This is a genomic window from Rhodococcus sp. NPDC059234, assembly GCF_042754225.1.
In the GTDB taxonomy this organism is placed as follows: domain Bacteria; phylum Actinomycetota; class Actinomycetes; order Mycobacteriales; family Mycobacteriaceae; genus Rhodococcus_G.
Genome location: NZ_JBHZAH010000067.1, coordinates 13,295 through 27,263, shown reverse-complemented (window position 1 = coordinate 27,263; position 13,969 = coordinate 13,295). Strand labels below are relative to the sequence as shown.

General features: G+C 70.5%; 1 protein-coding gene (only partly in view). It reads right to left on the bottom strand.

Annotated elements, in window-relative coordinates; translation table 11 throughout:
* Window positions 1-27 precede the first annotated feature (27 nt).
* Window positions 28-13,969, bottom strand: partial view of a non-ribosomal peptide synthase/polyketide synthase gene (locus ACFXGJ_RS15200; protein ID WP_378621268.1) — the 3' portion only. The gene runs 13,250 nt beyond the window's last position; only the last 13,942 of its 27,192 coding nucleotides appear in the window; its start codon lies beyond the right edge, outside the window; the stop codon is at window positions 28-30.

Genomic DNA, 13,969 nt, shown 5'->3' with positions numbered 1-13,969 from the left:
CTTCCACACCTTGTCGGGGGTAGGAGATCACTGCGAGCTCGTGTGCTCACGCAGTACCGGGCCGACCACCGCCAGCGCGGACGGCGACGTCATGCCCCAGTGATCGCTGGCGACGCCGTGATTGCGAATCGCACCGCTGACGTAGTCCTGCCACCCGTCGGCCGCGAGCCGACCCGTCGGATCGTCGTCGGCCGCGGTGAAGAACAGCATGTCGCCGTCGAACACCCGCGGTCGGTAGGAGGCGGTCAGGCGCGAGTTGTGCTCGGCGGCCGCGAGCAGTCGGCCGACGATCTCGGTGGCTCGCTCCTCGGTCTCCCCGGAGAACTCTCGGAATGCCGCCACGACGTCGGGCATCGTCAGGTCGGCGACACTGCGGTCGCCGCCGATGTCCAGACCGACACCCCCGAGAAGCTCACCGACGGTCACCTCACCGTCCGAACCGACGGGCTCGGTGTCGGCCGAGTGACTGTCGAGCATCGTGAGCAGTTCCACGACCTCGCCCTCTTCCTGCAGCCGGACCGCGATGGCATGCGAGATCACGCCGCCGAGCGACCACCCGAGCAGGTGGTACGGGCCAGACGGCTGAACCTGCCGGATCTCGCGGACGAACACCTCCGCGATGTCCTCGATCGAGGCCGGCAACGGACCGTCGACCGACACCGCCGGCGTCTGCAGTCCGTAGATCGGCCGATCCGCATCGACGTACTCCGTGAGTCCCGCGTAGCACCACGCCAGTCCGACGATCGGGTGCACGCAGAACACCGGAGGCCGCGACCCCTGGGTACGAATCGGGAACAGCACCCCGAACCCGTGGTCGGCACCACCCTGTGCGCCGTGCTCGATCTGCCGGGCCAGGGACTCCGGGGTGGGATCGGTGAACAGCCACGGCATCTGCACGACCGTGTCGAGTTCGGTGCGCAACTTGCCCACCACCCTCATCGCGCTCAGCGAGTTGCCGCCGAGCTCGAAGAAGTTGTCGTCGAGCCCGACCCGTTCAGCGCCGAGAACCTCGACGAACGCCGACGCGATCGCCAGTTCCGTCGGCGTGACCGGCGCGCGGTACTCGCGCACATCGACTTCGGGTGCCGGCAGTCGGTTGCGGTCGAGCTTGCCGGACGAGCTGAGCGGGAGGTCGTCGAGCACCACGATCTGTGCGGGCACCATGTACGCCGGGAGCGCCTCACCCACTGTGGACTTCAGCCCGACCGCGTCGACCGACACACCCGGTTCGGGCACCACGTAGCCGACGAGCAGGTCCCCGGCCCGTTCGTGGCGCGCCACCACGACCGCCGCCCGCGCGACACCGTCCGCCCTGGCGAGCACCGACTCGATCTCACCGAGTTCGATCCGCAGCCCGCGCAGCTTGACCTGGAAGTCGGTGCGCCCGAGGAACTCCAGCTGCCCGTCCCGGTTCCACCGGACCAGGTCACCCGTGCGGTACATCCGGGCACCGCCGGACCCGAACGGGTCGGCGACGAACCGGTCCGCGGTCAGGTCCGCACGGCCCTGGTAGCCACGCGCGAGCTGGTCACCGGAGAGGTACAACTCGCCGGGCACGCCCGTCGGCACGAGGTTCAGTCGTGAGTCGAGTACGTACGCCCGGGTGTTCCAGACCCCTCGCCCGATGGGAACGACGGCGTCGACGTCGCCCTCGATCCGGTAGGCCGTCGACGTCACCGTGACCTCGGTGGGTCCGTAGGTGTTGTCGAGCACCGCGGTGGAACGGGCCGCGAACCGGCGCGCCAGCTCGGCCGTGAGTTCCTCGCCACCGGCGAGGACGTACCGGAGCGACGACGGCAGCTGCAACTGCGGATCGGCCAGGAAGACGTCGAGCATCGACGGCACGAACTCCATGATCGAGACCGACCACTCGTTCGAGACGGCGACGAGGTACTCGGGGTCTCGATGACCACCCGGCTTCGCGATGACCATGCGGGCCCCGACCTGCAGGGGCAGGAACAGCTCCCACACCGACACGTCGAAGGTGACCGGGGCCTTCTGAAGCACCGTGTCGGACGGGCCCAGCGGGTACCGGCCCTGCATCCACGCGAGTTGGTTCACGGCCGAAGCGTGGCTGACGGCCACGCCCTTGGGACGCCCGGTCGAACCGGAGGTGAAGATCACGTACGCCGTGTTCTCGCCCCGCAGCGGAGCGCGACGCTCGTCCGCCCGCACCGGCCGATCGGACAGCTCCGAGACGTCCAGCTCGTCCAGATTCACCGACCGGACACCGTCGGGGCAGGCGAAGCCGTCCCGCGCGGTCGACAGCACCAGCGTCGGGTTCGCAACGCCGAGAATGTAACTGGAACGGTCCGCCGGCTGGTCCGGATCGAGCGGCACATAGCCGCCGCCTGCCCGGACGATCGCGTACATCCCGATCACCATCTCGAACGAGCGGTGCACCGCGAGCCCCACGAGCGACTCGGGGCCGACGCCCTCCGCGATCAGCCAGCGCGCGAGGCGATTGACCCGCGCATCGAACTCGGCGTACGTCAGACGCTGATCCCCGAAGATCACCGCCGTCTCGTCGGGTGTTGCGGCGACCTGCGCGCCGAACCCGTCGAGCAGAAGCCCGCTCGGCGTCGGTTCGGCGGTGCGGTTCCATTCGTCGAGCACGGTGCGCCGCTGCGCATCCGGCAACAGGTCGATGTCCCCGACCGGACCCGGCTCGGCGGTGATCGCGGCGCGAAGCACCCGCTGGAAGTACTGCACGAAACCGTCGATGGTCGACTCGTCGAACAGGTCGGTCGAGTAGGTCACCTGAGCGACGATCCCGTCGGGTCGACGGTCCTCGTCGTGACGATCCGCGAACACGAAGTCCAGATCGAATTGCGTGACGGCCATGTCGAGTTCGACGCCGCCCACGTGCAGGCCCGGCAGGTCCAGTTCCGCCCGGCCGTGATTCTGGAACGCCATCGAAACCTGGAACAGCGGCGAATGTGCCTGCGATCGAACGGGGTTCAGCGCCTCGACCAGCCGCTCGAACGGGACGTCCGCATGCCCGAACGCCCCGAGGTCCGCTTCCCGAACCTGCGCGAGCACCTCGGCGAAGGTCGCGTCCCGGCGAACCGCGGTCCGCAGCACCAGGGTGTTGACGAACATGCCGATCACGTCGTCGAGCACCGCCTCGCCGCGGCCGGCGGTCGGGGCGCCGATCACGACGTCCTCCGATCCGCTCAGCCGGCTCAACAGCACCGCCAGCGCGGCGTGGACGACCATGAACGGGGTCGCGTTGTGCGCCCGCGCGTAGTCGGCCAGCGCCCGATGCAGGTCGGAGTCGACCTCGAAGGTCAGCGACGCACCGCGGTTCGACGCGACCGCGGGCCGGGGACGGTCCGTGGGCAACTCGAGCAGCTCGGGCAACCCGGACAGTGCCGCGGTCCAGTAGCCGAGCTGCTGCGAGAGCAGCGACTGCGGATCGTCCTCGGAACCGAGGATCTCCCGCTGCCACAGCGCGAAGTCCGCGTACTGCGCCGGCAGCGGCGCCCAGTCCGGCACCTCGCCTCGGCTACGTGCCGCGTACGCCACCATCAGGTCGCGGGTCATCGGGCCACCCGACCAGCCGTCGGCGCTGATGTGGTGAACCACGAACACCAGGACGAACGCGTCGTCGCCGACCTCGAACAGCGAGCCGCGCAACGGGACCTCGGTCGTCACGTCGAACGGCCGGGTGACCAGGGCTGCGACGCGCGCACCCACCTCCTCGGGTGCGATGACCTCCGGGGTCATGTCCAGAACCGCCTGGGCGACCGGAAGGATCACCTGGTGCCCGGATTCCCCCGACACGGGGTACACGGTCCGCAGCGATTCGTGCCGCGCGATCACGTCCCCGACCGCCGACCGCAGCGCCGCCACGTCCAGCTCGCCCGTCAGCCGCAGCGCGATCGGCACGTTGTACGCCGACGACCCGGGATCGAACTGGTTGAGGAACCACATCCGCTGCTGCGCCAGGGACAGCGGGATCTGCTCCGGTCGCGGTCCTGCCACCAGCGGAGCACGCCCACCCGTTCCGGCGTGCAGCTCGGCGGCCACCGCCAGCGCCGCCACCGTGGGAGCCTCGAACAGCAGCCGCACCGGCACCTGCGCGTCGAGCGCCGCACCCAGCCGCGAGATCACCTGGGTGGCGATCAGCGAATTGCCGCCCAGCGCGAAGAAGTCGTCGTCGGCGCCGACCCGCTCCACTCCGAGCACGTCCGCGAACACACCGGCCACGATCTCCTCCACCGGCGTCGACGGCGCACGGAAGGCCCGCGCCTCGAACTCCGGCACCGGCAGGGCCTTCCGATCGAGCTTCCCGTTCACGTTGAGCGGGAACTCGTCGAGCACCACGAGCGCTTCCGGGACCATGTACGACGGCAGCGACGTCGACATCCTGGCTCGCACCTCCGCGGCCACGACCGGGTCCGCGCCCTCGCCGACCACGTAGCCGATCAGTCGCTGACCCAACTGGCCCTCGTGCACCACGACCACGGCCTGGCGGACCGCGGGGTCCGCGACCAACGCGGCCTCGATCTCGCCGAGCTCGATCCGCAGGCCGCGAACCTTCACCTGGAAGTCGGTGCGCCCCAGGAACTCCAGGCCGCCGTCCGCATTCCACCGGACCAGGTCGCCGGTCCGGTACAGCCGAGTGCCGTCCCCGCCGAACGGGTTCGCCACGAACCGCTCCGCGGTGAGGTCGGGCCGCTGATGGTAGCCGCGGGCCAACTGCGCACCGGCCAGGTACAACTCGCCCGCGACGCCGGCCGGGACCGGCGCCAGCCGGCGGTCGAGCACGAACACCTGGGTGTTCCAGCACGGCGAACCGATCGGGACGGTCGGCGAGGTACCCGCCGCGTACGGCTGCGCGGTGACGGCAACTGCCGCCTCCGTGGGGCCGTACAGGTTGTGCAGGGCGGCGTCGCTGAACTCGCTGAACGCCTCGGCCGTCGGCCGCGACAGCGCCTCACCGATGCACAGCACCTGACGCAGCGAGCGGACGTCGCCCGCATCGGCCACCTCGAGGAACGCCGACAGCAGCGACGGCACGAAATAGGTTGTCGTGACCTGCTGCTCGCTGATCAGCGCGGCGAGGTACGCGGGGTCGCGGTGCCCGTCCGGCGTGGCGATCACCAGTGCGGCACCGGTTGTCAACGGCCACCACAGTTCCCACACGGAGAGGTCGAAGGTCACCGGCGTCTTGTGGAGCAGCCGGTCCGAGCCGTCCATCGGGTATCGGGACTGCTTCCACTGCAACTGGTTCGCGATCGCCCGATGCGAGACACCGACGCCCTTCGGCCGCCCGGTCGAGCCCGACGTGTAGATCACGTACGCGAGATCCTCGCCGTGGACCTCGCGGGTGAGGTCCACGGCCGTGACCGGCCCGCTCGCCCGCTCGCTCAGATCGAGGGTGTCGATGTCGACCCGGCGGGTGTCGTCGCCGAGCGCCAGCTCCTGACCGGACACGCTGAGCACACACACCGGGGCCGCGTCGGACAACACGTACGCGGTCCGCTCGACGGGGTGATCCGGGTCGAGCGGCACGTACGCACCGCCGGCCTTCACGATCGCGTAGATCGCCACCATCAGGTCGAAGGAACGCCGGATGCCGACGCCGACCCGGCTGTCCGGACCGACGCCCATGTCGATCAGGTGCCGGGCGAGACGATTCACCTGTGCATCGAAGTCCGCGTAGGAGAGGGTGCGGTCCTCGAACACCAGCGCGGTCGCATCGGGAGTCCTCGCGACCTGACGGTCGAACAGCTCCGGCAGGGTCGCCGCGTCGACCGGATGGTCCGTCGAATTGAACTGCGTCAGAACCTGATCGAGCTCTGCCGGATCGAGGATCTGCAGATCGCCGACCGGCCGGTCCGGGTCCTGCGTCATCTCGTCGAGCAGGCGGCTGAACCGGTCGACGATCTCGCGAGCCGATGCCTCGTCGAACAGGCTGTCCGCGTACGTGAGCACCGCGGACAGGCCCTTGCCGTCCGTACCCGACTCGGGGTTCGGGATGACGATGAGGTGCAGGTCGAACTTCACGACGTTCGAGTCCCAGTCCACCGGCAGGACCTCGAGGCCGGCCAGCTCGAACGACCCGGACTGCAGGTTCTGGAACGAGAAGCCCACCTGGAAGATCGGGTGGTACGCAGTCGTGCGGGTCGGGTTGACCGCCTCGACGATCCGCTCGAACGGCACGTCGGCGTGACCGAAGGCCGCCAGATCCCGGGACCGGGCCTGGTCGACCAGCGTGCCGAATCCGGCTCCGCCGTCGACGTTCAGGCGCAGCGCGAGGGTGTTGACGAACATGCCGACGAGATCGTCGACCGCCGCCTCGCCACGGCCGGCGATCGGGGTTCCCACCGCGATGTCGTCGGTGCCGCTCAGCCGCGACAGCAGCACCGCGAAGGCCGCGTGCACCGCCATGAACAGCGTCGCGCCGCGGTCCTGGGCGATCGCCGACAACCGCGAGACGACCTCGCCCTCCATCTCGAACTCCACCGAGCCGCCGACCGCCGACGCCACCGCAGGCCGCGGCCGGATCGTCGGCAGCTCCAGCAGGTCCGGCAACCCGGCCAGCGTGTCGGTCCAGAAGCTCAACTGGCGCGCCAGCACCGACTCGGCGTCGTCCTCGGACCCGAGCATCTCCCGCTGCCACAACGCGTAGTCCGCGTACTGCACCGCCAACGGCTCCCACGACGGTGCCAGCCCCTCGGCCCGCGCCACGTACGCCACCATCATGTCCCGCGACAGCGGCCCGGCCGAGAATCCGTCGGTGGCAATGTGGTGCGCCACGAACGTGAAGACGTACTCCGAGTCCGCTGTCTCGAACAGTCGCGCCCGCACCGGAACCCGGGCGGAGACGTCGAATCCCTCGGACACGAACCCGGTCAACGCGCTCACCAGGTCGTCCGGCGACACCCGCACCTCGTCGAGGTCCAAGGCGACGTCGTCGGGACCGAGAACCACCTGGTACGGACCGTCGTCCGAATTGGGGTACACGGTGCGCAGCGACTCGTGCCGGGCGATCACGTCCCGGACCGCCGCCCACAGCGCCGCCACGTCCAACTCGCCCGCCAGCCGGATCGCGACCGGCACGTTGTACGCCGGAGAACTGGTGTCGAACTGGTTGAGGAACCACATCCGCGACTGCGCCAGCGACAGCGGGATCCGCTCCGGCCGTGGGCCCGCCACCAGCGGCGGGCGCCCGCCCTCGCCGGCATGCTGCTCGGCGGCGACGGCGAGCGCACTCACCGTCGAGGCCTCGAACAGCACCCGGACCGGCACCTGCGCGTCGAGCGCGGCACCGAGCCGCGAGACCACCTGCGTGGCGATCAGCGAGTTGCCGCCGAGCGCGAAGAAGTCGTCGTCCGCGCCGACCCGCTCGACACCGAGCACCTCGGCGAACACCCTCGCCACGATCTCCTCGATCGGCGTCGACGGTGCGCGGAACTCCCGCGCCTGCATCTCCGGCACCGGCAGCGCGCGCTTGTCGAGCTTGCCGTTCACCATCACCGGCAGCGCGTCGAGCACGACCAGCTGCGCCGGCAGCATGTACGCCGGCAGCGAGCGGGCCAGCTCCTCGCGCAACGCCGCCGGGTCGAGGGCCGTGTCCGGCTCGCCCACCGCGTAGCCGAGCAGGCGCTGCCCGGTGTGCGGATCGTCGTGAACGGTCACGACGGCCTGCGCGACGCCCGCGCAGCCGACCAGTGCCGCCTCGATCTCGCCGAGTTCGATCCGCAGGCCGCGGACCTTCACCTGCGAGTCGGCGCGGCCGACGAAGTCCAGCTGACCGTCCGCCGTCCAGCGCACCACGTCACCGGTGGCGTACATCCGGCTGCCGGGGCCGCCGAACGGATTCGCCACGAACCGGGCCGACGTCAGCCCGGCGCGATCGTGGTAGCCGCGGGCCAGTCCGGCGCCCGACAGGTAGAGCTCACCCGTCACACCGAGCGGGACCGGGCGCAGCCGCGCGTCGAGCACCACGGCGCCGACCCCGTCGATCGGCGCACCGATGGTGATGCGTTCGCCCACGGACAACGGTCCGGTGAGGGTGACCACGATGGTGGTCTCCGTCGGGCCGTAGCCGTTGACGAAGCGCCGCCCCGGCGCCAGTCGCGCCACCAACTCCGGCGGGCACACGTCGCCGCCGACCCCCACGAACTCGAGGTCGGGCAGCTCCTCCGAGCGCATCGTCGCCAGCGCGGCGGGCGCGCTCATCACGTGGGTGACGTTCGCATCGCGCAGCAGCGCCGCGAGTTCGTCGCCACCGACGACCTCCGGCGGGGCGACCACCATCGTCGCGCCCGCGCTGAAGGACACGATCATCTCGAAGACCGACGCGTCGAAGCTGGCCGACGACATCCGCAGCACCCGAGAGCTGCCGGTGACGGCGAACTCGGGGCGTGAGTCCGTGCAGAACGGGGTCAGCCCGGTGTGGGTGACCGCCACGCCCTTGGGCATGCCCGTCGACCCCGAGGTGTAGATCATGTAGGCGACATTGGTCGCGACCAGCGGCGCGGTCCGGTCCGCGTCGGTCACCGGAGCGCCCGACGCCGAGTCCAGCTCGGCGAGCACGTCCTCGCCGTCGAGCACCAACCACTCGACGCCCGCCGGCAGCACCTCTCGCGATTCCGCCACGGTCAGGCCCAGCACCGCGCCCGAGTCGACGAGAATGTGCTCGATCCGAGCGGTCGGCAGCGCCGGGTCGACCGGAAGGAATGCCGCGCCGGTCTTGGCGACCGCCCACATCGCGACCACCGACTCGACCGAACGCGGGAACGTCAGCGCCACGAACGTCTCCGGACCCGCGCCCCGCGAGACGAGCAGCCGGGCCAGTCGGTTCGACGACGCGTCGAGTTCCGCGTACGACATCTGCTCGTCGCCGGCGACCAGCGCCGCGGCGTCCGGGGCGAGCGCCGCGCCGGCGGTGAGGATCTCCGGCAGCAGCCGCTCCGGAAGATCCGCCGCGACCGCGCGAGCGTCGATGGACGCCCGCTCGGCCTCGTCCAGCAGGTCGAGCTCGCCGACGGCCACGGCCGGATCGGCCGCGGCCGCGGCCAGCAGTCGCACCAGCCGCTGCGTGAACTCACGCGCAGTCGACTCGTCGAACAGGTCCGCCGCGTAGGTCAGCGAGCCGGCCAGACCGTCCTCGCCGTCACGGAAGGTCAGCTCCAGGTCCAGCTTCGCCACGGAGAGTTCGGTGTCGAGCGCCGAGACCTCGAGGCCCGGCAGCTCGAACGACGTCACACCCATGTTCTGCAGCGACAGCGCCACCTGGAACAGCGGCGAATGCGCCTGCGAACGTGGAGGATTCACAACCTCGACGACTCGCTCGAACGGCACGTCGGCGTGGCCGAAGGCGGCCAGATCGGTGGCGCGGGTCCGCGCCAGCAACTCGTCGAAGCTCAGGGTGTGGTCGACCTCGGTGCGAAGCACCAGGGTGTTGACGAACATGCCGACCACGTCGTCGAGCGCCGCCTCGCCGCGACCGGCGATCGGGCTGCCGACGGTGATGTCGCTCGAACCGCTCAGCCGCGACAGGGTCGCCGCCAGCGCTGCGTGGAGCACCATGAACAGGGTGGACTGCTTCGCCAGCGCGAGCTCGCGCAGGCGACCGGTCAGTTCCGCGTCCACCGCGAATTCGGTTCGGGCGCCACGCATCGACGCCACCGGCGGACGCGGACGGTCCGTCGGCAGCTCGAGCACCTCGTGCGCCCCGGCCAACTGCTCGCGCCAGTACCCGAGCTGAACCGCCGCCAGCGACTCCGGATCGTCCTCCGACCCGAGCACCTCCCGCTGCCACAGCGCGAAGTCCGCGTACTGCACCGCCAACGGCTCCCACTCCGGTGCCAGCCCCTCGGCCCGGGCGCCGTAGGCCACCATCACGTCGCGTGCCAACGGTCCGACGGAGAACCCGTCGGCCGAGATGTGGTGAACCACGACCGCGAAGACGTAATCCGCCTCGCCGCTCTGGGTCGCTCCGCCGGCTCCGCTCTCGATCACCCGGAACAGCCTGGCGCGCAACGGGATCTCGGTCGAGACGTCGAATCCGCGGGACGCGAACTCGACCAACGCGGCAGTCAGGCCGTCCGCCTGCACCCCGACCTCGTCGAGGTCGGAGGTGAACTCGCCGAGATCGGCGACCACCTGGTACGGGCCGTCCGCCGAATTGGGGAACACCGTGCGCAGCGATTCGTGTCGCTGCAGCACGTCACCGACCGCCGCCCGCAACGCCGCGACGTCGAGGTCTCCGGTCAGCCGGATCGCCAACGGAATGTTGTAGGCCGGCGAGGCGGTGTCGAACTGGTTGACGAACCACATCCGGGACTGAGCCAGCGAGAGCGGGATTCGCGCGGGCCGAGGACCGGCGACCAGCGCCACCCGTCCCCCGGCACCGACGTGCCGCTCCGCCGCCACCGCGAGCGCGCTCACCGTCGAGGCCTCGAACAGCACCCGCACGGGCACCTGCGCGTTCAGCGCCGCGCCGAGGCGGGAGATCACCTGGGTCGCGATCAGCGAGTTGCCACCGAGAGCGAAGAAGTCGTCGTCGGCGCCGACCCGCTCCACCTCGAGCACCTCGGCGAACACCGCGGCGACGATCTCCTCGACCGGAGTCGACGGTGCCCGGAAGACCGCGGCCTCGAAGCTCGGGACCGGCAACGCCTTCCGGTCCAGCTTGCCGTTGACGGTCACCGGGAACTCGTCGAGCACGACCACCTGCGCCGGAACCATGTACGACGGCAGCGACTCGGTCAGCTCACGGCGCAACGCGGCCGGATCCAACTCGGCGCCGGCCTCGGCAACGACGTAGCCGAGCAAGCGCTCACCCGTGTGCGCGTCGCGGTGCACCGCCGTCACAGCCTGCGCCACTCCGTCGCATCCGGCGAGGGCAGCCTCGACCTCGCCGAGCTCGATCCGCAGTCCACGCAGCTTCACCTGCGAGTCGATGCGCCCGACGAAGTCGAGCTGACCGTCGGTCGTCCAGCGCACCAGGTCACCGGTGACGTACATCCGGCTGCCGGGCGCCCCGTGCGGGTTCGCCACGAAGCGACCGGCCGTCTGGCCTGCGCGGTCGTGGTAGCCGCGGGCCAGACCGGCGCCCGACAGGTACAACTCACCCACCACCCCGACCGGCACCGGCCGCAACCGCGCGTCGAGCACCACGGCGCCGGTACCGGCGATCGGAGAACCGATCGTGATCCGGTCACCGGGAGCCAACGGATCGGTGATCGTGACGACGATCGTCGTTTCGGTCGGGCCGTAGCCGTTGAAGAACAGGCGCCCCGGTCCCAGTCGCTCGAGCAGCTCCGGCGGGCACACGTCGCCACCGACCGACACCGTCTGCAGCGCAGGGAGATCCTCGGCGACCAACGTGCCCAGTGACGCAGGCGCACTGGAGATGTGGGTCACCCGCTCCGCGCCCAGGAACCGCGACAGTTCCGTGCCGCCCACGATCTCCGGCGGTGCGACCACCATGGTCGCGCCCGCACTGAAGGTGAAGATGATCTCGAACACGGACGCGTCGAAGCTCGACGACGCCCACCGCAGCACCCGCGACTGGCTGGTCAGTCCCATCTCGCTGCGAGCGTCCGCGCAGAACGCGGCCAGGCCCGTGTGGGTCACCGCCACACCCTTGGGCATACCCGTCGATCCGGAGGTGTAGATCATGTACGCCGTGTTGAGCTCGGACAACGGTGCGGTCCGGTCCCGGTCCGTGACAACGGCGTCGGACCGGTCCGGGGCCACGTCGTCGTCGACCACCAGCCACTCCACGCCGGCCGGCAGCAGCTCCCGCACATCGGCCGCGGCCAGACCCAGGAGGGCACCGGAATCGCTGAGGATGTGCTCGATGCGAGCACTCGGCAGTGCCGGGTCCACCGGCAGGAAGGCCGCACCGGTCTTCACCACCGCCCACAGCGCGACCACCGACTCCACCGACCGCGGGAACGCCAGCGCGACGAAGGACTCCGGCCCGATCCCGCGCGAGATCAGCAAGCGCGCGAGACGATTCGACCGACGGTCGAGCTCCGCGTAGGACATCCTGACGCCGGGCGCCCGCAGCGCGATCGCCTGCGGATCGACCGCCGCACCGGAGGTCAGGATCTCCGGCAGCAGTCGGGCCGGCAGCGCGGACGCCATCGCCCGCTCGGCAAGCACCGTCCGCTCCGCGGAATCGCTCATGTCGACGGCACCGACGACCATCGTGGGCTCGGCGACGACCGCCTCGAGCACGCGAACGAGACGCTCGGCGAACCCGCGCGCCGTCGACTCGTCGAACAGGTCCGTCGCATAGGTCAGCGACCCCAGCAGCCCGTCGCCGGCATCCCGGAACGTCAGCTCGAGGTCCAGCTTCGCGACGGACACGTCCGCCTCGAGTGCCGACACCTCGATACCCGGCAACTCGAACGATGCCAGCCCCTGGTTCTGCAGCGACAACGCCACCTGGAACAGCGGGGCATGGGCCTGCGACCGGGGCGGGTTGACCACCTCGATCACCCGCTCGAACGGCACGTCGGCATGACCGAACGCGGCCAGGTCGACCGCACGCACCCGGGCCAGCAGGTCCGCGAACGTCAGCGCCGGATCGACCTCGACCCGCAGCGCAAGGGTGTTGACGAACATGCCCACCACATCGTCGAGCGCGGCCTCGCCGCGACCGGCGATCGGGCTGCCCACGGCGATGTCGGTCGACCCGCTCAGCGCCGCCAGCTGCACCGACAAGGCCGCGTGCAGCACCATGAACAGGGACGACTGACGCTCCCTGGCCAGGTCCGTCAACCGACCCACCAACGACCCGTCCAGCGTGAAGTCCGTGCGTGCGCCCCGCGCCGAGGCCACCGACGGGCGCGAACGGTCGGTCGGCAGATCGAGCAGCGCCGGGGCGCCTGCCAACTGCTCCGACCAGTACCCGAGCTGGAGTGCCGCCAGCGACTCCGGATCGCTCTCGTCGCCGAGCACCTTCCGCTGCCACAACGCGTAGTCCGCGTACTGCACCGCGAGCGGCTCCCACGCCGGAACGTCGCCGTTGCTGCGGGCGGCGTACGCCACCATGAGATCCCGCGCCAACGGGCCGGCCGAGAAACCGTCCGACGAAATGTGATGGACCACGAACGCGAAGACGTGTTCGGAGTCGGCAACCCGGAACAACTTCGCCCGCAACGGAATCTGCGAGGAGACGTCGAAGCCCGTCGTCGCGAAGTCGACGAGTGCCGCCGTCAGCTCGTCAGCGGCCACCTCCATCCGTTCGAGGTCCAGGCGGACATCGTCGACGTCGAGGATCGACTGGTAGGGACCGTCGTCCGAATTGGGGAACATCGTCCGCAACGACTCGTGCCGGCCGAGCACGTCACCGACCGCGGCACGCAGCGCGTCGACATCCAGCCGGCCCGACAACCGCACCGCCACCGGAATGTTGTACGCGGGCGAGGCCGGGTCGAACTGGTTGAGGAACCACATCCGGGACTGCGCGAACGACAACGGCACCCGCTCCGGACGTGGGCCCGCGACCAGCTGCACGCGGGCCGCGACGGAGCCGACGGCGTCGAGCCGGGCCGCCAACGCCGCCACGGTCGGCGCCTCGAACAGGTCCCGCACGCTGGCCCGCTTCCCGACCTGCGATTCCACCCGCGCGAGCAGGCGCGTCGCCAGCAGGGAGTTACCGCCGAGGTCGAAGAAGTTGTCGGCCCGTCCCACCCGGTCCGCACCCAACAACGCAGCAAAGACGTCCGCCACCACCGATTCGGTGGCCGAACTCGGCTCCTCGAACTCGGCGACCTCGAACTCCGGGTCCGGCAGCGCCTTCCGGTCCAGCTTGCCGTTCGCGCTCAGCGGCATCGCGTCGAGCACGACGAGCGCGGACGGAACCATGTACTGCGGCACCGCACGCGCCACCGATTCCAGCAGTGCCTGCCGGTCGATCACGGCGCCCGGCGTCGGCACCACGTACCCGGCGAGGTACTCGCCGCCGCCGGTGCCACGCAGCAGCACGACCGCC